The organism is Halorubrum aquaticum (assembly GCF_900113615.1).
Classification (GTDB): domain Archaea; phylum Halobacteriota; class Halobacteria; order Halobacteriales; family Haloferacaceae; genus Halorubrum; species Halorubrum aquaticum.
Genome location: NZ_FOPZ01000001.1, coordinates 338,280 through 358,470, shown reverse-complemented (window position 1 = coordinate 358,470; position 20,191 = coordinate 338,280). Strand labels below are relative to the sequence as shown.

The 20,191-nt window shown below is 65.3% G+C and carries 23 protein-coding genes; 11 read left to right on the top strand and 12 right to left on the bottom strand.

Annotation, left to right across the window (positions count from 1 at the left end; translation table 11 throughout):
* Positions 1-116: 116 nt before the first annotated feature.
* The 3 genes from F3H10_RS01760 to F3H10_RS01750 all read left to right on the top strand — a co-directional run bounded on the left by F3H10_RS01760 (position 117) and on the right by F3H10_RS01750 (position 1,752).
* On the top strand, positions 117-419 hold the full coding sequence (locus F3H10_RS01760; RefSeq protein ID WP_149783135.1) for an AbrB/MazE/SpoVT family DNA-binding domain-containing protein: 303 nt from the start codon (positions 117-119) through the stop codon (positions 417-419).
* Positions 419-838 carry a PIN domain-containing protein gene (locus F3H10_RS01755; protein WP_149783134.1) on the top strand — a complete coding sequence of 140 codons (420 nt, stop codon included), beginning with the start codon at positions 419-421 and terminating at the stop codon, positions 836-838. Before F3H10_RS01760 ends, F3H10_RS01755 begins: the two co-directional genes overlap by 1 nt.
* Positions 839-1,359: 521 nt before the next feature.
* A complete protein-coding gene (locus F3H10_RS01750; protein WP_149783133.1) occupies positions 1,360-1,752 on the top strand; it encodes a hypothetical protein in 393 nt (130 codons plus the stop codon).
* An 815-nt stretch (positions 1,753-2,567) separates the two neighbouring features.
* Here F3H10_RS01750 and F3H10_RS01745 read toward each other — a convergent pair.
* On the bottom strand, positions 2,568-2,822 hold the full coding sequence (locus F3H10_RS01745) for a hypothetical protein (protein WP_149783132.1): 255 nt from the start codon (positions 2,820-2,822) through the stop codon (positions 2,568-2,570).
* A 152-nt stretch (positions 2,823-2,974) separates the two neighbouring features.
* Positions 2,975-3,232, bottom strand: coding sequence for a hypothetical protein (locus tag F3H10_RS01740; RefSeq protein WP_149783131.1), 258 nt, complete (start codon positions 3,230-3,232; stop codon positions 2,975-2,977).
* A gap of 275 nt (positions 3,233-3,507) precedes the next feature.
* Here F3H10_RS01740 and F3H10_RS01735 point away from each other — a divergent pair, with 275 nt between their 5' ends.
* Together F3H10_RS01735 and F3H10_RS01730 are read left to right on the top strand one after the other, a co-directional pair.
* Positions 3,508-3,804, top strand: coding sequence for a DUF433 domain-containing protein (locus tag F3H10_RS01735; protein ID WP_149783130.1), 297 nt, complete (start codon positions 3,508-3,510; stop codon positions 3,802-3,804).
* 4 nt (positions 3,805-3,808) lie between these two features.
* Positions 3,809-4,144: a DUF5615 family PIN-like protein gene (locus F3H10_RS01730; protein ID WP_149783129.1), complete on the top strand. Its 336-nt coding sequence runs from the start codon at positions 3,809-3,811 to the stop codon at positions 4,142-4,144.
* A gap of 189 nt (positions 4,145-4,333) precedes the next feature.
* Here the strand turns inward: F3H10_RS01730 and F3H10_RS16215 are convergent, their stop codons facing one another.
* Positions 4,334-5,146: a uracil-DNA glycosylase family protein gene (locus F3H10_RS16215; RefSeq protein ID WP_223174160.1), complete on the bottom strand. Its 813-nt coding sequence runs from the start codon at positions 5,144-5,146 to the stop codon at positions 4,334-4,336.
* 174 nt (positions 5,147-5,320) lie between these two features.
* Here F3H10_RS16215 and F3H10_RS15895 point away from each other — a divergent pair, with 174 nt between their 5' ends.
* The gene (locus tag F3H10_RS15895) at positions 5,321-5,461 is read left to right on the top strand and encodes a hypothetical protein (RefSeq protein WP_188127839.1); all 141 of its coding nucleotides are present in this window, start codon (positions 5,321-5,323) and stop codon (positions 5,459-5,461) included.
* A 236-nt stretch (positions 5,462-5,697) separates the two neighbouring features.
* Here the strand turns inward: F3H10_RS15895 and F3H10_RS01715 are convergent, their stop codons facing one another.
* The gene (locus tag F3H10_RS01715; protein ID WP_149783128.1) at positions 5,698-6,078 is read right to left on the bottom strand and encodes a RidA family protein; all 381 of its coding nucleotides are present in this window, start codon (positions 6,076-6,078) and stop codon (positions 5,698-5,700) included.
* Positions 6,079-6,250: 172 nt separating this feature from the next.
* Here F3H10_RS01715 and F3H10_RS01710 point away from each other — a divergent pair, with 172 nt between their 5' ends.
* Positions 6,251-7,045 (top strand): MBL fold metallo-hydrolase, encoded by a 795-nt coding sequence (locus F3H10_RS01710; protein WP_149783127.1) that lies wholly within the window; start codon positions 6,251-6,253, stop codon positions 7,043-7,045.
* A 24-nt stretch (positions 7,046-7,069) separates the two neighbouring features.
* On the opposite strand, the gene F3H10_RS01705 is transcribed toward F3H10_RS01710, so the two are convergent.
* Positions 7,070-8,233, bottom strand: coding sequence for a C45 family autoproteolytic acyltransferase/hydolase (locus F3H10_RS01705; RefSeq protein ID WP_149783126.1), 1,164 nt, complete (start codon positions 8,231-8,233; stop codon positions 7,070-7,072).
* Positions 8,234-8,356: 123 nt separating this feature from the next.
* Between F3H10_RS01705 and F3H10_RS01700 the strand changes: the two genes are divergently transcribed.
* Complete coding sequence (locus F3H10_RS01700; RefSeq protein WP_149783125.1) at positions 8,357-9,229, top strand: aldo/keto reductase; 873 nt, start codon at positions 8,357-8,359, stop codon at positions 9,227-9,229.
* 51 nt (positions 9,230-9,280) lie between these two features.
* Here the strand turns inward: F3H10_RS01700 and F3H10_RS01695 are convergent, their stop codons facing one another.
* Entirely contained in the window at positions 9,281-10,438 is a 1,158-nt protein-coding gene (locus F3H10_RS01695; RefSeq protein ID WP_149783124.1) for a DUF63 family protein, read from the bottom strand.
* Positions 10,439-10,529: 91 nt separating this feature from the next.
* The gene (locus F3H10_RS01690) at positions 10,530-10,979 is read right to left on the bottom strand and encodes an Lrp/AsnC family transcriptional regulator (protein WP_149783123.1); all 450 of its coding nucleotides are present in this window, start codon (positions 10,977-10,979) and stop codon (positions 10,530-10,532) included.
* Positions 10,980-11,106: 127 nt separating this feature from the next.
* Between F3H10_RS01690 and F3H10_RS01685 the strand changes: the two genes are divergently transcribed.
* Positions 11,107-12,168, top strand: a complete 1,062-nt coding sequence (locus tag F3H10_RS01685; RefSeq protein ID WP_149783122.1) for a hypothetical protein — start codon at positions 11,107-11,109, stop codon at positions 12,166-12,168.
* A gap of 33 nt (positions 12,169-12,201) precedes the next feature.
* Here the strand turns inward: F3H10_RS01685 and F3H10_RS01680 are convergent, their stop codons facing one another.
* Complete coding sequence (locus F3H10_RS01680; RefSeq protein ID WP_149783121.1) at positions 12,202-12,963, bottom strand: 4-phosphopantoate--beta-alanine ligase; 762 nt, start codon at positions 12,961-12,963, stop codon at positions 12,202-12,204.
* A 92-nt stretch (positions 12,964-13,055) separates the two neighbouring features.
* Here F3H10_RS01680 and F3H10_RS01675 point away from each other — a divergent pair, with 92 nt between their 5' ends.
* Complete coding sequence (locus F3H10_RS01675) at positions 13,056-13,292, top strand: hypothetical protein (protein ID WP_149783182.1); 237 nt, start codon at positions 13,056-13,058, stop codon at positions 13,290-13,292.
* A gap of 48 nt (positions 13,293-13,340) precedes the next feature.
* Positions 13,341-14,975 (top strand): potassium channel family protein, encoded by a 1,635-nt coding sequence (locus F3H10_RS01670; RefSeq protein WP_149783120.1) that lies wholly within the window; start codon positions 13,341-13,343, stop codon positions 14,973-14,975.
* 31 nt (positions 14,976-15,006) lie between these two features.
* Here F3H10_RS01670 and F3H10_RS01665 read toward each other — a convergent pair whose 3' ends face one another.
* The 4 genes from F3H10_RS01665 to F3H10_RS01650 all read right to left on the bottom strand — a co-directional run bounded on the left by F3H10_RS01665 (position 15,007) and on the right by F3H10_RS01650 (position 20,173).
* The gene (locus F3H10_RS01665; protein ID WP_149783119.1) at positions 15,007-16,701 is read right to left on the bottom strand and encodes a potassium transporter TrkG; all 1,695 of its coding nucleotides are present in this window, start codon (positions 16,699-16,701) and stop codon (positions 15,007-15,009) included.
* Position 16,702: 1 nt separating this feature from the next.
* Complete coding sequence (locus F3H10_RS01660) at positions 16,703-17,386, bottom strand: potassium channel family protein (protein ID WP_149783118.1); 684 nt, start codon at positions 17,384-17,386, stop codon at positions 16,703-16,705.
* 70 nt (positions 17,387-17,456) lie between these two features.
* The gene (locus F3H10_RS01655; protein ID WP_149783117.1) at positions 17,457-19,739 is read right to left on the bottom strand and encodes an amino acid permease; all 2,283 of its coding nucleotides are present in this window, start codon (positions 19,737-19,739) and stop codon (positions 17,457-17,459) included.
* Entirely contained in the window at positions 19,736-20,173 is a 438-nt protein-coding gene (locus F3H10_RS01650) for a universal stress protein (RefSeq protein WP_149783116.1), read from the bottom strand. The genes F3H10_RS01655 and F3H10_RS01650 overlap by 4 nt, the downstream gene beginning before the upstream one ends.
* Positions 20,174-20,191 lie beyond the last annotated feature (18 nt).

Here is a 20,191-nt window from a genome sequence, read left to right as displayed (position 1 = left end):
AACGATGTAGTCTCGTCTGTAGGTGGACGGTGTGGTCGGCTCGCCCCGCAGAGTGAACGGTAACCGCCTGGAGATGCGCGAAACGTTTACCTATGAACGCTCTAGAATTATGAATAATGAGTAAGACAGAGAATACAAACGACTCTGAAAAAGAGATCGTCGCCGTCACCAAGCACGGTCAGGCGACTATCCCGAAGCGGTTCCGCGAGAAACTCGGGATCGAGGCCCCCGGAAAGGTGGTGTTTCGGGAGACCGAGGACGGAGAGGTGATCGTCGAACACGTCCGTTCGCCGAGCGAGATGCGCGGGTTTGCCGCCCGAAGCGAGGCGAGCACGGACCGGTCGGCGACCGAGATCCTCAACGAGAAGCGCGAGCAGGACCGCGAAGAGCGCGAGGCGGAGTTCTCGACGGAGGAGTGATGACGCTGCCTGACTGTGTCGTTTTCGACGCCGAGCCGCTGATAGCGCACGCCGACAACGAACCTGGCAGCGAGGTCGTCGAGGAGTATCTCGACGCGGTCGCCGTCGAGGACACCACCGGCTACGCGAGCTACGTGAACTTCACCGAAGTGCGGTACACGCTCGCTCGGAAGTACGACCGCGACACGGCCGACGAGTATCTCGACTGGCTGATCGACCTCGGCATCGAGCCGGTAGATGTCGCCGACGCATGGCTAGAGGCGTCGGAGTACATTCTCGGGTACAACCCGGCACTCGGCGACTCGTTCGCGCTGGCGACCGCCGACCACGTCGAGGGGACGCTTCTGGTCGGTGGTGACGACGACTACGACGAGATCGCCGACGTGCCGATCGATCGATTCCGCGATGGATCTGCGTAGTCGCAGTTCGGCCGTTCGAATTGCTCGCGAGCCGCGAACCGACGATTCACTCGTTGTGAAGCGTTTGTCGAGACTGGAAGTGGATTTTTGATTCTATTGAAATCCTCAACCAGTGATAGAATCGGTGTGCGAGATACAGAGAGTATATTCAGCAGTTGATGGATGACTGCTTCCGAGCCTTTGACCAGATGCGTCAGAAGTGGGACGAGGGACACTCCTCTGATGGAGTCACGTATGGGAGATGACCATACTGAAAGTCTGTCGAACCACCAGCGACACCTTCGGCGAAAGTTACGTAGCGTGAGAGAGTTCGAAAGTTTTGATATCCAACACAACCGTGCTGTCTCGTCGGTCATCAACTGAGGTACACGGGGTGTTTCCCAGATACGGCATCACTCGTTCAATCCCTCCATATAATCCTATGACAACCGGGCGCTATAGAACAGTAATTAGGACGAAATCATCTAACCTAGTTGTTATTTTTCGGTAAGTACTTGTGTTATCTCTAACTATTTCTGTTTATGCCAGACAAGGAACGTCTCACCGAAATATTCAATACATTCGAAAAGGAAATAAAAGAAGCGACAAATACTGACGAAGATGAATTTGTTCCAATACTAGGACTCTCAGAAGAGGATATCAAAGATTTACCGGAAGAAAACAAACAAATATTTTATTCAGACGAAATTCCTACGTCATACGAAGAGGATAAACCAAAATACATTAATGTTCTATCGTACATTATTGACAATGGCCCAGTAACAAAGGAAGAAATACAATCAGAACCACCCGGTTCTGAAATACCCACACATAAAATCAATTGGATAATGAGAGTTCTTACTTCTAGGCAATTAGTAGAAGAGGAAGGTGACGATATAAAAATATCAAGGATTCTATCAAAAAAATTGGAATAATTAGTATCCACTTCACGGAGATATTCCCAGATAGCACCGATCTCGAAGTTAGTCCCACTCAGTCGTCGAAGGCTCGGTCAACCAGCTCGTCTGACTCCCAGTTCTCCTCTCACGGAATGTGCTGTATCTCGAATTGCTCGAACTCGTCAACTCTTGTACGCGGTCACGTAGTGGACGGAGTTCTGGCTGTTTCACTTCATACTCACCACGAACTTGCTTCACAATTATCTCGGAGTCACCTCTCGCTTCAACCCCGGAACATCCCCTGCTCCGACACGACCTCTAACCCTCGGATGAGGGAGTGGCACTGGATTCGGTTGTTGGCTGATTCCCCGAAGTGTTCGCTACCCCCTCCGGTTCAGCCGTCAGTCTCTATAATGTACTCGACAGCTACAGGATGGGATTCGGACGAGCGCCATCGTTGAGCTTTGCTACTCCTGAATCATGTGACTATAAGCTCTATACTGACCGATTCTACCTGTTCTATTTGTAGCTTATTCTGTGCTGATTATGCGCTCTGTATTCAGCACGCCCGCAGAAACCTACCACCGGGCGAGGATTTCAACAAGGCCGTTTTTCGGAATCTGACGACCGCTCGCTCAAGATGCCGATCTCTCTCGCGGTCGTGACGCTTACGCACGCGCGGGTGGGGAAGTGAAATCATAGGGGGGGACCCCCTCACGTTACGAACCACCGTGAAACGGTGACGACGACGAGCTCGCTCGTCGATCGGCTGAAGCGAGCGAACTACTCGATGTCGAGGACAGTTCGGGTGACCGGTCAGCGAACGGATCGACGAGAGAAAACGAGCGGAACTACAGATCGGCCTTCGAGGCGGGAATCGAGCGGCCGGTCGATCGCTTCGACGGCGAGTCGTTCGTGGGATCCATCTCGCCGAGCGGCTGGAGCATGACGACGCCGTCGTCTGAGGTGGTAACGTGTAGGTGCGCGCTCATCACGCTGCCATCGTCCTCGTCGACCAATCCCCACTCGCGGAGGGCGTCTTTCGGGATGACGATGCTGCCGCTTCCGTTTCCCTGATCGTTCAGCTTTCGGATCTCTCCGGGCATCGTGTACACGTCGTCACGGTATAACTTGAAGACACGGGGTAAATGTACTTTTTAGACCTATTCAGGCGAACAAACACGACAATAGCAGTGATTTTCTGGTCGTGCGATCGGTAATACGGGTTCAACCAGTCGTAAAAGGGGAGGCGTGCTCGCTACAGGTCGGCCTTCGAGGCGGGGATCGAGCGGCCGGTCGATCGCTTCGGTTTCGAGGAGTCGTCGTCGGAACCTCCAGGAGTCGGACCGATCGGCCTGACCTCGATGGCGTCGTCGGACTCGTGGATGTGGAGGTGTGCGTCGGTCAACTCGTCGTCGTCATCGATGAGACCCCAGTTCCGGAGCGTGTCGCGAGGGATGGTGACCCCGCCGCTTCCGTTGCCGAGATCTCGCAACTTCCGAATCTCGCTCGACATCGACTACACGTTGTCACGACCGAACTTGAAAATACGGGGTTAATGTGTTTATTCGATGTATTCTCATTCACAAACACGACAATAAACTTGATTTTTGAGTCTTTGATCGGAAGTGAGATCGCTCCCCGGAGGTTCGATGATCACGCGGCAGAGCGGTGAGCGGGCGCTCGAATCGGGTGAGGTGCGCGATCGGCTCGGATCAGACCGAGGTTGATCGGAACGGGTGGAGAACCGTGGAGCGATGTTTTATGCCGCCTCAGGTGATACTCGCGGGTATGGCACAGTCGTCGGTTCGGATCGTGACCGAGGTTCACGACGAGCCGCATATCGAGGGGCGGCGCGTGACCGTCCGGCGGATTCAGGGGCTCGTCGAGGGGGCCGGGAAGTCAGCCGAGGAGGTGGCCGACCAGCTCGAGCTCGACGTGGCGGACGTGTACGGCGCGCTCCAGTACTACCACAGCCATCCCGACGAGATGGCGGCGGTCGAGCGCCGGCGGGCGGAACGCGAGGCTGCGGCACGGGAGGCGGGCGCGGTGTCGCTGTCGGAACTGAAAGACGACGACAGTGCGTAACCGGATGGAGTACCGAGTCCTCGTCGACGAGAACACGAGTCCGCGAGTCGCGGAGGCGCTCCGCGGGAAGGGGATCGCTGCCGAACACGTCCATGAGGCACTTTCCGAGGGAGTCGACGACGACTCGATCGCGACGTTCGCTCGTGAGGGTGGCTACCTCGTACTCACCCACGACACTGATTTTCTCGACAAGGAGACACGAGGGAACGTTCCGGTCCTCTACTACGCCGATGACACGATGGATACCTACGCGATCGCCGACTGCGTCGCGGAGGTGATCGAGTGGGTACCGGAGCCGACTGATCTGCCGCCGGTCGTGAACGTGAATGAGTGGAACTGAACTCCGTCGCTCAGCCCTTCGAACAGACTCGGGTTCGAACGTCTTTCGACGGGGGCGCGATCGCGGCGACGACAGATACGCACACGTATAGATAGGGGGGTCACTCCCGGTGCGTACGGCACGCGGCGGCGGCGCGTGGTCGCTCGTGTCGGTGTGACCCAGCGTTGGTAATCGCTCCGTCAGTTCTCGCTACCGGCGTTCGAACACTTCGAGAGCCTCACTAAGTCGAGAAATGTACTCGTCGGGAGGGAACCGCCACCAGACTTGGCCACTCATGTGAGCTAACGGAAGTACGTGGGCGTCGATCGGCTTGGAAATCTGGTGGAGCGTTCCGTGAATGGACATGATGCTGTCGGGGTCAGCATTCGTATCTACCACGGGTACGGGTGTGGTAGATCGTCGTAGCGCCGGCCACGCGTTGCCGCCGAAAGTGATCACTAGTTCCGGGTCCAACGCTCGGAGTTCACGTTCGAGCAAACTCTGATACGAGGCACGCTCGGCAGCAGTGCCGAATCCGTCGACGCGATACTTCACGACGTCGCCGAGATAGAAGTCTCGATAAAAGTCTCCGGACGCGACGTAGTGATGCCAGCCGTTCGGGAGTGAGATGAGTCCGTGACTAGCGAGCGTCTCGAAAAAGCGCTCCGTGAAATCGGCGTTTCGCCCGGTCAGCCAGCTCTTCCCGAACTCGCGGTAGACGCCGATCTGTTCGCGAGGAGAACATTCGCCCGCAAGCGGGTTGTGAGGACGTAGTTCCGACAGGTGGCGTTCGTGGAGGTTTCCCGGATCCTGTACGAGGAGGACGATGTCCGGGTCGTCAGTTTCCCAGTCGTAGTAATACGTGTAGGAGAGCCGGCGACAGACCTCTTCCCGAATCGGAAAGCCGGCGTCCGACAGGACCGTCTCAACACTGTCGATAGCCGTCTCCTGTAGCTCTTGTAGCGCCGGCTGCGTCGGTTCGTCGATCTCTGAGAGCAGCTTCCGAGCGGTCGTTTCGTCCATCTTTCTCAGGACAGTGTCTGGCTTGTGAATTGATACTTCTGGTCGAGTCAAGCGAACGGCATGACCATTCAGATGGCGACGTTCGAACGGAAAACACGGAAGCCCGTGAGCAGATCGAGACTGTCGATGGGACGGCCAACACTAAATACGGCTCGCCGGACAAAACCTCACTACGTGACGACGCTCAACGAATCCGACTACTACGCCGCCGACTGGATGGGATTCGAGTGGTCGCCGTGGCGGAGCCCGAATCCGGCCGCCGGCGAACTTCGCTCGGATCATCGACGGCTACAAGCGGTCGAACAGGCGCACTGATGGTTTCACGGGTGGCGAGCTTTCGAGGGGGAGACGGAACCGAACACGGCACCAAGCGTCGGCTCGCTGCCGTGGACGGACACTGACGAGCCGACGAGTCGATCGTGGATGAGGCTCGAGTGGACGGCTCCGGAACCGCTCTCGAACGCCTACGGACTGCCGACCGATTCCGGCGTGTCACGGGATGAACGAGGACGGCGAGGTCCACGGGCCCGGTGCCAACGCCTTCGATCGACTCACTCGATGGCGGCCACCATCTCGATCTCCACCGTGATGTCGATCGCGAGCGCGGCGACCTCGACGGTGCTCCGTCCGGGGTAGGGCTCGGGCACCCGGTCGCGGTACACCCGGTTGAATCCCTCGATGTCGTCCATGTCGGTCAGAAACGCCGTGGTTTTCACGACGTTCTCGAGGGAGGTCCCGGCCGCCTCGAGGACGGCCTCGAGGTTGTCGAACGTCTGGCGGGTCTGTTCTTCGATCGTCTCGCCGATCACTTCCCGAGTCTCGGGGTCCTTCGGGATCTGGCCGGCCGTGTAGACGGTGTCCCCGTGGATCACGCCCTGTGAGAAGGGGAAGTCGCTGTCGTAGCCCGCATCCGTCGTGACGTGTCGTACCATGGGAACTTCACTCACGTGTGAGACATACGCTTTGGGGTCCGAGTCGTCGATGGACCCCTCGAGATACCCGAAACATGAGTCCGCTACCCGTCGAACACGACGCCGGAGGAGCGTCCGGGATGTCGGTCTCACACCACCATCTTGATACGCCGACGGCCCGCATGCGGATCCCGTGAGTACCGTCGAGATCCTCGGAACCGCCCAGGACGCCGGCGTTCCGCACCTCGGATGCCGGTGTGGCAACTGTGAGGCCGCACGCGAGGCCCCCGGACGGACGCGATACGCGAGCGCGATCCGATTGGAGGACGGCGGTCGGTACCTGTTCGACGCGACGCCCGACGTTCGCTTTCAACTCGCCGATGTCCCCGACGGCGCGTTCCTGACGCACGCCCACCTCGGGCATCTCACCGGACTCCTGTACTTCGGACGGGAGTCGGTCGACGCGGACGAGCTTCCGGTCTACGCGACGCCCGGCCTCGGCGACGTGATCAGGGAGAACGAACCGCTGTACTCGCTCGTCGAGGACGGGAACGTCGACCTGCGGTCGATCGACGAGGACTCCGCCGTTCCCCTTACCGAGACTTCGGTCACGCCGTTCCGCGTCGACCACCGCGAGACGCTTCCGACCGGAACGCTGGCGTATCGGATCGACGGCCCGAACCGATCGCTTCTCTACGTGAGCGACGTCGACTCCCTGACGGAACGTGCCGAGTCCCTGATCCGCGACGTCGACGTGGCCCTCGTCGACGGGACCTTCTGGAGTCGGGACGAGATCGACCGCGTCGATGACGTTCCGCATCCGACGGTTCGGTCCTCGATGGACGCCCTCGCGGACGCCGACACCGAGGTCCTGTTCACCCATCTGAACCACACGAATCCCCTCCTCGATCCGGGATCGGACGCGCGTGAGCGGCTGGAGTCGGCGGGGTTCCGCGTCGCCGACCGCGGCGACTCAATCGACCTGTGAACGTTCGGAACCCACTTCGGGACGTTACAGCGCGTACTCGTGGTACTCGCCCTCGCAGGGCGGTCCGCGCTGTCCGAGTATCCGACGTTCCTGAAGGTCGATGACGAGGCTGGCGTTGGTCTGTCCGTGTTCGACCTCGGGGAGCGACTCGTCGACGTGGCTACAGATGCTCGACGGCCGGCCGAAGTGGTCCCGGAGGGAGTCCCGGATCGCCTCGGAATCGATCCCGCGTTCCGTCGAGTCGTCGCCCGCAGCGACGTTCTCGGCGGCTTCCGCGGCGAGCAGCCGTCGGAGACGCTCGGCGCGGTAGAGCGTGCTCGGGCCGCGGCGCTCGTTGACGCTCTCGACCGCGTCGGTCTCGAAGTGGTTCGAGTGAGTGAGGACGCCCTCGTCGGGATGGATCGGGTTGACGAGTTCGGGGGCGGCCTCGAGGTCGATCAGTTCGCCGTCGGCGTGGCCGACGAGGACGTTCGCGGAGCAGACGCGGTCGGTCTCCAGTATCGGCCGGAGCGCGTCGTCGTACCGGTCGGCGTCGAGCACCTCGCGGAACCGGACGTGGTAGGGTTTGCGGAACCCCTCGCTTCCGTCGTCGGCGGAGATCAGACCGTTGACCGCGATCCCGATGCCGTGTTCGTTCACGCCGATCTTCCCGCCGACGATGCCCGCCTCCGTCATCGCCAGCACGTCCGGCGCGTCGTCTCGGCGCAGCTCCATCAGGAAGAGCGTGTCCTCGATCGGGGCGAGCCAGTCCCAGTTCTGGCCCATGTAGGTCGTCCCGTCCGCGGTCGCCGACGGCATCACTCCGAAGCTGGTACAGCCGTCGACCGGCGGTTCGGGTTCCGCCACGGTCCCGGTCGTGGCCGCCTCGTTCTCCTTCTCCGTCTGTGCCTTCCACGCCGGATAGATCACCTCCCACCGGACGTTGAGCATCGTCACGTCGACGAGGGGGACGCCGCTTCCCTCGGCGATCCCGCGCATCTCCGCGGCGTACTCGGGGCTCTCGCGCTCGATATACTCGACGTACTCGGCGGCGTGGTTGCGCATCGCATCGACGTCGACGCCCTCGTGGGAGAACCGCTCGCGATACGTCTCGACGTTGGCGGCGACCTCCTCGGCGAACCGCTCGCCGTGTTCGATCCCGCGCTCGCGCGGCGTGCCAGACAACACCACGCGCTCGAATTCGGTCATGGTCGGAGTGCGTTCCCCTGTATGATAAACCTTCGAGTGGGGGAAGCCCGTTCGGGGCCGCCGACCTTCCACGGAGGTGCCGGCGACCCCCACGGCTTTGTCGCTGGCGGACGACGCGTCCGTATGACCACGGAACACGTCGATCCGGACGACACGTTCGACCTCGGTGACGGGCTCTCGGTCGCCAGGTTTGGATTCGGAGCGATGCGGCTCACCGGCGAGGACATCGTCGGGACTCCGGAGGACGAGCGGGCGGCGAGATCGGTCCTGCGCCGGGCGGTCGACCTCGGCGTCGACTTCGTCGACACCGCCGACTCCTACGGACCGGGCGTCAGCGAGCGCCTGATCGGCGAGGAACTCGACGCGGACGACGACGTCGTGGTCGCCTCGAAGGCCGGACTGCTCCGGAACCGCGACGGCGACTGGATCCCCCACGGTGACCCGGACTTCCTCAGGAACCAGGTCCTGTGTAGCCTCGATCGCCTCCGGACCGATTCGATCGACCTGTATCAGCTCCATCGACCGGATCCGGACGCCGACTTCGAGGAGTCCGTCCACGCCTTCGCCGAGATGAAGGACGCCGGCCAGATCGACCGCGTCGGCCTCTCGAACGTCTCCGTCGAACAGTTGGAGGCCGCGCGGGAGGTCGTCGAGATCGCGACGGTCCAGAACCGCTACGACGTGGGCAACCGCGACGAGGAGGACGTCCTTCGGGCGTGTGAGGAGTACGGGGTCGGGTTCATCCCGTGGGGTCCGATGTACGCGGTCGAGGAGGACGGCGCTGCGGGCGTTCTGGAGGACGTCGCCGACGGCCACGGCGAGGGGACCACGCCCCGACAGGTCGCGCTCGCGTGGCTGCTCGATCACTCGGACGTGACGCTCCCGATCCCCGGAACCTCGAGCGTCGAACACCTCGAGTCGAACGTCGCCGCCTCGCGACTGGAGCTGGCCGACCGGGACGTCCGGAAGCTGGACGGGATCGATCCGCAGGAGTGAGCCGTCGGGGGCGTCCGATCCACGCGTCAGTCGGACGCCGAACGCGTCCGATCACACGCCGAACGTCGCCCGCAGCATGTCCCGCGTCCCGGGACCGAGCCCGACGGCGAGCACGGTGATGAGCAGCAACAGCGTGTACCGCGGCGACTCCTCGTAGAGCTCGCCGTTGAACACCCAGACGACGAAGGTGGCCGCGGCGAGTTTGACGAAAAGGAACGGCCAGGCGTCGCCGGTGACCGCGAGCACCGACTCGGGCAGCAATCGACCGGTCCAGTCCACGACCAGCTCGTTGACGACGTGTTTCGGGAAGAGGTTCCCGGTCCCCGTCAGCGCCGGCATCCAGTCGAGCCCGATCACGTTCGCGACCCCGTCGATCGCGTGGCCCCAGATGATCACGAACCCGACGAACCCGGTGCCGCGGTTGATCGACGGCTCGAACCGCTCGATCAGCTTCCACGTGATCACCGCCGACGCGCTCGCGATGAGGAGGATCAGGCCGACCACCTGCGGGTAGAAGGCCACGTAGTCGGTGGCGACCGCGAGGTACGCCAGGTAACCGACCGAGGCGGTCAGCGCGACGACGCCGGCCCCGAACAGCGGCGGGGCGTAGTCGTCGACGATCCCCCGGTCCTCGAGGGCGTACGCCGCGATCACACAGAGGAGCGTCACCCCGAAGACCGTGAAGTAGATGAACGGGCTGATGATCAGCGCGCTCAACGGGAAGGAGATCAGCGGCTCGACGCCGGCGCGGATCGCCGCGATCCCGGCGTCCTCGACGGTGCGGAGCGCGCCGCCGAACAGCATGAACGGGAACAGCGCGTAGAAGAACCGGAACTCCGTTGCGATGTCGAGCCGACGGAGGAGGAAGACGACCCCGATCAGCATCGCGAGCAGGATGACGACGTAGCTCAGCGTCGAGACGGTGGTGTAACCGGGGTACGCGACGACATCTCCCGCCGCGACCGCGTCCGTACACGCGGCCGCGCTCGTCAGCAACTCCGTCCCGCCGTCGGCGGGGCGGACCGCACACTCTGCGACCTGTCCGTCGGCGGCGACCGGTCCCCAGAAGTACCGCCAGAGGAACCGGTCGTAGACGACCCGCGGGAAGACGACGGACCCGACGACGAGGACCGCGGAGACCGCGGCGACCGCCGCCGCCCACGCCCGCTCCGCCGAGATCCCCGCCCGATCCTCGAACCGTGCGCTCATACCAGGGGTTCGGAGGGTTCCGGAGTTGAGGGTTCCGGTACCGGACGGCTCGCTGACCCGCCGGTACCGGACTGAGACGCCGGCGGCACGGTCAGACCGGCGGTCCCTCGGCCTCGTAGTCGGTCCCGAGGATGATCATGGTCTGTGACCGCGAGAAGCCGCCCATGTTCGCGATCCGGTCGAACATCAGCTCCCGAAGCCGGTCGGTGTCCTCCGCGACCACCCGGAGGATCACGTCCCACTCGCCGGTGGTCAGGTGGATCTCCCGGACGCCCTCGATCTCCCGCAGGCGCTCGAGGGCGTCCTCCTCGCGACCCTGCTCGACGCGGAGCCCGACGAGCGCGCTGACGCCGTATCCGACCGCCTTGGCGTTCACCGACGCGTGGTATCCCTCGATGACGCCCGCGTCCTCCATCCGGCCGACACGGTCGTGGACCGTCGCGCTCGACATGTCGATCCGGCGCGCGATCTCCGAGAACGGGGTCCTGGCGTCCTCCTGGAGGATCCGAAGGATCGCCCTGTCCGTGTCGTCCAGTTCCATGACACGTGGTAGTCGCCGAGGGACTTTGAACTTGCCCTCGCCGACGCGACGGCCGCACTACCGCCCCCGTGGAAGGTTCGGCAGTCGAAGTCGGTGAATTAAGTGCCCTCCCCGTGATCGGGGAACGATGCCCTCCAGACGCACGCTGCTCGGACGACTCGCTACCGTGGGACTCCTCGGAACGTCGATCGCCGGCGTCGCAGGCGGTTCGGCGGCCGACACTGCCGAGACGAACCGCTCGACCGATCCGTACCGCTCGACCGATCCGTACCGCTCGACCGATTCGATCGCCCCGTATCACGCGGGTCGACTCGCCCACGGCGACACCGTCGTCACCGCGGTCGTCGACCCCGCGGCCGTCTCGACGGTCGGCCTCCCCGAGCCGTGGTCGACCCGGCTCTCCGCCGCGATGGCCCACACGGACGTCTCGCTCGCCGACGTCGACGCCGTCGCCGGGAGCGTCGCGCTCTCCGGGGAGGACATCGAGGGGGCGGTCGTCGTTCGCGGGTCCTTCGACCCGGACCGACTCGCGGCCGCCGTCGAGGACCGTGGACGCTGGTCGACCGCTCGAACCCGACGGGCCGACGGACCGGCCCGTCGGTTCCGCGGTCGAGAGGAGCCGTACGCGGTCGCCGTCGGCGGGACCGAACTCGTCGTCGGATACGCGCCCGGCGTCGACCGGGCCGTGGCCCACGTCGACGCCGCGGCCGGTCGATCGCCCGACGGAGAAAGCGCGGCCGGCGACGGAGGAACGATGACCGGCGACGGAACGGTCGGATCCGGTTCGCTCCCGTCGCTGCTTGCGGGCGACGCCGCGGTGTACGCGGACCTCGGGGAAACGGGTCGGAGCCGGCTCCGGTCCGCACTCTCCGGTGCGCCGGACGCCCTCGAGGCGACGGTCGAGGCCGCCGGATCGATCGGCGTCTCGCTCGGCGTCGGCGGGGGCGGCGACGGAACCGACCTCCGGTACGCGGCGACGCTCGACCCGACGCGACTCACGCGCGACCGCCTGCGCCGGCTCTCCGGCGGCGTCGACTCCGAGGGAGCCCTCGACGACGCGACGGTGGGATTCCGCGGGCGGACCGTCGTCGTCGACGCGACGCCGACCCGCGAGGACCTGTTCTCGGTCCACGACGACCTCTACTCCGGCCACGGGAACCCGTCGTCCGCCGACGACGACGCGATCTGAGCCGAGTCCGGGCGGTGGATCCCGACGGACCCCTCAGGTCCCGTCGGCGGCGAACGACCCCTCGCGAATCGCTCGCTCGGCCGCCTCCAGCGCCGCGTCGGGATCGAAGTCGTCGACGACCGCCCGGAGCTCCGCGGGCGGCGCGTCGGCCAGGTCGCGGGCGTGCGCCGTCACGTTCGGGACGGCCCTGAGGACGTTGTCGATGATCGGGACCGCGGCGGTCCGTGGCGACCGGCTCCCCGGGTTGAGGTCGATCACGACCTCCGTCTTGTTCGCGGCCGCGAGCGCCTCCGCGCGGTCGCCGTCCTCCAGCGGAACCACCACCACGTCGGCCGCGCCGATCCCGTCGGCGTCGACCGTCCCGCGCGCGTGCTTCAGTCCGGGGATCTCGCCGTCGCCGGTCAGCCCCTTCACCTCCGCCGCGCCGTGCTCGCGGAGGTGGTCGGCGATCGCCTCCATCCGTTCCTCGGTGCGGTTGAAGAGGTTCACCTCGAGGTCGGCGTCGACGACGCGGGCGAGTTCGACGGTCTCTTCGGGGACCAGCGCGGCGACGTTCCCGTTCACGGAGAACACCGGGTGGTCCGCGGCGAGCAGCGTCGCGGCCGCGGCCCGCGCGGCCGCATCGGCGCTCGGAAGGGTACGCTCGCCGAGCAGGTAGTCGAACGCCTCGCCGCGCCCCTGTGCGATGAGACCCTGTTTCGAGGTGATGCCCTTCTCGACGCCCGCCTCGATGCGGTGTCGGGTGAGAAGCGACGCGTATCTGGGGTGGTCCTCGGGGATCTCCGTCCCGGTCATGGTTCCGATCGACGCCGCGACGAGTAAAGTGGTCCGTTACCGCGGGAACCGATCCAATAACTAAGTCGATCGAACGCGTACTCCCGGCCGTGATGGATCGGACCGGCAAGTACACCGTCGTCAAGGCGTGTAACGACCACGGAACCATCACGCTCCGTGAACATCCGCGAAACGGGACGCTGTACGTCGTCGAGTACGACGACCCGGAGCTCAGAGAGGAGCTCTCGGAGCTGGACGCCGGCTCGATCGTCCGGCTCGACCTCCGGCGGGCCGGCCGTCGCGGAAACGCCTGGTGTGCGGAGGCGGCACGGCCGGTGGAGGCCCCGTGACCGGCACCGACGGCTCACGTTTTTCACGGCACCGTCCTTTCCTTGCGTATGAACGGATGGCAGCGGCGGGTCGTCGGCTACTTCTTCATGCTGTTTCTGGCGCTGGTCGGGACGGCGGTCGCCTATCGATGGGGGATGGCGACCTACGAGGGACGCCCGCAGACGTTCCTCGACTCGCTTCAGTTCACCGTCGAGATGTTCACGACCACCGGGTTCGGCGGGGACGCCCCGTGGGACAGCCCGCAGATGCAGGCGTTCATCGTCGTGACCGACCTGTTGGGAATGGCGCTTCTCGTCGGTGCGCTCCCGGTCGTCGCGACGCCGCTTCTGGAGGCGGCGTTCACCGAGACCGCCCCGACGACTCTCGAGAACGGGGTCTCCGGGCACGTGGTCATCTGCTCGTACACCACGCGGGCGGAGGTCCTCATCGAGGAGTTGGAGGCACACGACGTCCCCTACGTGGTCGTCGAGTCCGACCGCGAGCGCGCGGACGAGCTGTACGGTGACGGCCACCGGGTGATCCGTGCGGACCCGGAGTCCGCCGAGGGGTTGACCGCGGCGCGGCTGACCGAGGCGCGGGCCCTCGTCGCGGACGTCTCCGACCGGGTGGACGCGAGCATCGTCCTCGCCGCCAAGGAGCTCGCCGAGGACGTCTCCGTCGTCAGCGTGGTCGACGACCCCGAGTTGGAGCGGTACCACCGGCTCGCCGGGGCCGACCACGTCCTCTCGCCGCGGCCGCTGCTCGGTCGCGGGCTCGCCGCGAAGGTGACGACGGCGCTCCGGACGGAGCTCGACGAGGCGGTCGCGATCGGCGAGGACCTCCGGCTCGCGGAGGTGTCGGTCCGCCACGGCGGGGAGCTTGCCGGGTCGACGCTGGCGGACAGCGGGATCCGCGAGCGCGCCGGCGTCAACGTGGTCGGCGCGTGGTTCCAGGGCGAGTTCGACGCCTCCCCGTCCCCGGACGCGACGCTGACGCGCGGGACCGTGCTCCTCGTCTCCGGGCGCTCCGACCAGCTACAGCGGCTCGTCGAGATGACCCAGTCGTCGGTGCGCCGGTTCGCCGCGGGACGGACGGTGATCGCCGGCTACGGGCAGGTGGGCCGGGCCGTCGCGGCGGAGCTCGACGACGCCGGGATCCCGTACACGGTCGTCGACGCCGATGCGAGGGAGGGCGTCGACGTGGTGGGCGACGTCACCGAGCCGGAGACGATCTCGGAGGCTAGGGTTGCGAACGCCGACACCGTCGTGATCGCGCTCCCCGACGACACCACGACCGAGTTCGCCACGCTCGTGATCCGCGACACCGCGCCTGACACGGAGATCGTCGCCCGCGTCGACGAGGAGTCCAACGTCTCGAAGACCTACCGGGCGGGTGCCGACTACGTCCTCTCGCTCGCGACGGTGACCGGACGGATGTCGGCGTCGCGCCTGCTCGAGGGCCGCGACGTGCTCTCGATAGAACAGCAGGTGGAGGTGATCAGACTCGAGGCACCCCGGCTCGTCGGCCGGACCCTCTTCGAGGCGGACGTCCGGGGCGAGACGGGGTGTACGGTGATGGCGATAGAGCGGGGCGAGGAGGTGATAACCGAGATGGGCCCGGAGACGACCGTCGAGCGGGGGGACGAGCTCGTCGTCGTCGGGACCGACGACGGGATCCGTGCGTTCGAGCGGGCGTTCGTGTGACTGCGGAGCGGGCCCCGTTTACGCCGGAGCGTTACGGGTCCAACCCGTACAGTCCGGCACGAACGAACACGAGCACCGGAATGATCTCCAACCGACCGATCCACATGTTGAGAACGAACATCGCCTCGGCCAGCCGTGACATCGACGGCCCGGTGATCCCCGACGAGAGTCCGACGTTCCCCTGCGCGCTTGCGACCTCGAACAACGCGTCGGCGTAACTGAAATCCGGGCCGGCGACGTTGACGAGCACGAGGCTGCCGAGGACGAGGGCCACGATCCACAGCAGGGTAACGATCGCGGCCTCGCTGAACTCCCGTTCCATCGTTTCACGATCCAGCGTCCGGTCGCCGATGCGGGCGGTGACGACGGCGTTCTTCGGCAGGAACACGCGGGAGAACTGCCAGACGATGCCCCGAGCGACGGTGTACCCCCGAACGATCTTGATGCCGCCGACGGTGGATCCGGCGGCCCCGCCGAGCACCATCGCACCGACGACGATCAGCTTGCCGCCGGCAACCCAGCGACCGATCGGGGCCGACTGGAATCCCGTGGCCGTCATCGCGCTGATCCACTGGAACGTCGAATCCCGGATCGCGTCGAGTCGAGCACCGTCGAGTAGCGGAACCGGGAACGGCAGAAACGACTGCGTCGCGAACGCGCCGGTGGTCCGCGGAACGGACGCGACGTTCTGGATCGAGAGCGCGATGACGCCGGCCGCGAGCAGGACGAACAGCCACCGGGTCTGGAGGTCCGATACCAGTTCGCGAACGTCGCGGTCTCGGAGCACGACGTAGTGGATCGGGAACGCGATGGCCCCCAGGACCATTATCGGCAACAACGTGGCCTCGACGAGCGGGGAGTCGTACGTCGCGATCGAGTTGTCGGTGACGGAGAACCCGCCGGTCGTCAGTCCCGTCATGGCGTGGTTGAGTGCCTGCCACGCGACCTCCCCCGTGGAGAGAGACTCCGCGTACGCGCCGTCGCTCGCGCGGATCGCGACGAACAGCATGGAGAACGCCAGTACCGTGTACCCGACGACGAGCTTCCAGACCGTCCGGACCGTCGAGACGACGCTCGGGTGGATCTTCTCCTCGCGCGCCTCGCTCCGGTAGAGCGCGTAGCTCCCGCTTCCCGGTCGAGAGAGGATCGAGACGGTCAGGACGATGACGCCGACGCCGCCGACCCACTGAATGAACGACCGCCACCACTGGACTGCGCGGGGAAGCGACGGCTCGTGGACGGCCATCGTCAGACCGCTCCCGGTCCACCCGCTCATGCTCTCGAAGAACGCGTGAAGCGGGTCGCGGAAGTACGCGAGACTCGAGAGCGTCGTGGTTCCGGCGACGCCGACCGGCTCCCACGAGCTCGTATCGGTCGCCGCGGGAACGAACGCGTCCATGGCGGCGGGCGGCGTCATCCATGCCGTCAACAACAGCGGAAGCGATCCGAACGCCGCGACCGTGAGCCAGCCGCCGGCGGCGATGACCATCCCGTGTTTCATCTGTGGGTCCGGTGCGTCGTCGAAGGTTCGGTTGGCCGCCCCACCGACGGCCGCAGTCACCCCGGCCGCGGTGAAGAACCCGAGCGCGGCGTGGAACTCCCGGAATCCGAGGGCGATGACGGTGGTGACGACCATGAGTCCGGCTTCCATCAACAACAGCGAGCCGACGTCCCGGCTGATGATCCGCAGATCCGTCGGGAGCAGGCCGTCGCGTCGTCCGGACATCTCAGCTTCGATCTCCGGTGTGTCCGAAGACCTCCGCCACGTCCGGGGTCACGCCGCGTCCAGAATACACCGTGAGGAGGTCGTTCGCTTCGATGCGAGTGGTCCCACGGGGAGTTATCGGGCTGTCCTCGCGGTCGCGTTCGATCGCGACGATCAGCGTCTCCTCCTCGATGAGCCCCTCCTCGTCCGCCTCGCGTAACGTCTTGCCCGCGATCGGCGCGTCCGACCCGACGGTGATCTCGAACACCTCCGCCTCCTCACCGATGTGCATAAAGTCGACGACGGACGGTCGACTCACCGCCCGATAGAGGTACTCCGCGATCAGGCTCTGTGGGTTCTGCATCGTGTTGACGCCGATCTTCCGAAACACGTTCATGTGCTCGGGGTTGTGGACGACCGAGACGATGTTCGGTATCGAAAGCTCCTGTGCGAGCAGACAGACCATGATGTTCGTCGCGTCCTGATCCGTCGTCGAGATGAGCGCGTCCGCCCGCTCGGCACCGGCGTCGCGTAGCGTCTCCTTCGTGGTCGCGTCGTCGTTGATGACGAGACAGTCGTACCCCCTCGACGCCCGCTCGGCTCGCTCCTCGTCGCGTTCGATGACGACGACCTCGTTGCCGCTGTCGGTCGCCAGTTCGACGAGCGGCGTTCCGATGTCCCCCGCGCCGACGACGATGAGATACATTCATCCCTCGGTTCAGAACCGACGATTGAAAGCCTACCGCTCCGTGCCGAAAGCGGGGGTTCGATCGGTCTCAGCGTCCGCCGAACAGCCGCTCCCAAAGCGATCGCGCGGACGGCCGCTCCGAGAGCAACACCGGCGTGTCGAGCGTCTCGATGGTATCGAACGCGAGCGATCCGCGAACGATCCGCGAGAGCAGCCCGCGCTCGGTCGCACCGACGATCACGAGGTCGTACTCCTCGCCGAGACGGCCGATCGTCCGTTCCACGTCGCCCGTCTCGATTCGCAGGTTCGCGTCGTCCAGTCCGTGTCCGTCCGCCCAGCCGGAGAGGAACTCGTGTCCGGCCTCCTCCTCGCCCGGCTCGGCGACGTACAGAAGCGAGACGTCCACGTCGAGCGTGTCCCGGAGCGCCCCCGCGACCTCCGCGGAGAGGTCGGAGGACGGTCCGCCGGCGGTCGGGACGAGCACGTCGGAGAGGTCCAGCCGCTGCCCGTCGAGGACGAGGAAGTCACACGGGAGGTCGTGGGTGATCTCGTCCAGCGAGCCCTCGACGCGTCCGCCGGCGAACCGGGTCCCACCGTATCCCATCACGACCGTGTCCGCGTCGTTCGTCCGCGCCGCGTCGAAGACCTCCTCGATCCCGCGGTGTGAGAGGATCGTCTTCGTCTCGATCGGTACGTCGAACGCCTCCGCGTCCGCCGCCGCCGCGGCGAGGAGTTCCTCGGAGGACTCGTCGAGGCCGGCTCGGTTCTCGGACGCCGTCTCGAGCGACGTCTGGTCCGGGACGGTGACGATATGGGTCGCGAGGACGCGACCGCCCTCGTGTTGGGCGATCGCACCGGCGAGCGTGATGAGTGCGCTCTCGGTCCGCGGGTTCGACACGGCGACCATGATCGTCGGGCCCTCGTTCCCGGTCCCGTTCGGCGCGACCGCGTCCGCGGCTCCGACCACTCGATCGGGGAGATCCGCCTCCCGGCTCCGGATGTGCTCGGAGAGTACGCCCTGTTGGTCGGTCTTGTTGCGGGCGTAGATGAAGTACCACGCCACCGCGACGACGACGAACGCGCCCGACAGCGCGATCTCGATCCCGTCCATGAACGCGACGAGCCCGAGCGACAGGACCGCGCCGAGTATCGGCGTCAACGGGTACAGCGGCACCGTGAAGTCAGGGTCGTACTCCGGCACGTCGGCCTCACGAAAGACGATGAGTCCCACGTTCATCAACGCGTACACGATGAGGTGGAGCACGCTGGCGGCCTTCGAGAGGATCTCGATGTCCTGTCCCAACAGCGCGATGAAGACCACGATGAGTCCGCCCGTCACGAGGATCGACCGGTAGGGGGTCGCGTAGTTTGGGTGGATCTCGTTGAGCCAGTTGGTGACGATCTTGTCCCGGCCCATCGCGAAGTTGATCCGGGCCGATGCGAGGATCGAGGCGTTCGCCGACGAGGCGGTCGCCAGCAGCGCACCGACGGTCATCACCGCGGCCGCGCCGCCCGCGATGCCGGTGACGGGACCGATCGACTCGGGAAAGGCCACGCGCGCCGCCTGTGCAACCGGCGCGTCCTGACTGAGCTCCGGCCACGGGACGACGCCGAGCATCGTCGTCACGAGGATCGCGTAGATCACGGTGACGATGCCGACGCTCCCGATGATGGCGATCGGGAGGTTCCGCCCGGGGTCCTTCAGCTCCTCCGCGACCGTGGCGATCTTCGCGTACCCGAGGAACGAGACGAACACGAGCGCGGTGCCGGGAAGGATCGCTCCGTAACCGCCCGGAGCGAGTCCGCCCTCGTTGCCCGCAAGCGTCGCGTAGTCGAACGAGAAGAAGCCGGCGACGGCGAACACCGCCAGGATCGAAAGCAGGAGGGTAACGATCACCGTCTGGATGCCGCCGGTCTCCTTCGCGCCGACGTAGTTCACGCCGATGAAGATCGCCCCGGCGACGAGCGCACCGACCTGTATCGGGTTGAGCCCCGGGACCGCCGGGAGCCCGACGAACACGGCGAGGTACTGGCCGAAGCCGATACAGTAGAACGCGGAGGCGAACGCGAGCCCCATCCAGTCGCCCATGCCGGCGATCGACCCGAACATCGGACCGAGCGACTTGTTGATGTAGTAGTAGCCGCCGCCCGCCTTGGGCATCGCGGTGCCGAGCTCGGAGACGGAAAGCGCGTTCACCATCGCGATCACGCCGCCGACGACGAACGACACGACGACGATGGGGCCGGCACCCCCGTCGGCATTGACGGCGACGCCGGGGAGGACGAATATCCCCGCACCGATCATGGTGCCGATCCCGATCGTCATCGCCGAGATCAGCCCCAAGTCCTTCGCCAGCTCCTCGTCGCTCATTCTCCTTCGTCCACGCGCGGGAGCGCGATCACGGGCCGATCCGCGTTCGTGACGAGTTTCAACGAGAGGTCGCCGGAGAGGAACTGCATGAGCCGGTTCCCGCCCCGGGACCGGTAGGCGATCGCGCTCGCGTCGACCTCGTCGGCGGCGTCGAAGATGGCCCCGGCGACGTCGCGGGCGTAGGCTGTATGTTCGTCCGCGTCGGGAAACACCGTCCGAACCGCGGCGTACGACTCCGCGGCCAACTCCTCGGACTGCTCGACCGGCGTCTTGTCGGGTACTCCTCCGCCTTTCTCGACGACGTGGAGGGCAGTCACTCGATCCGGGTGATACGGTTCGAGCGCCTCCGCCGTCGCGAGCGCGTCCTCCTCGTGGGCCACCGGGAGGAGCACGTGGGCGAGCAGGTCCTCGGATCGCGGTCCGGATTCGGTCATATCAGCCGGTTACATCCT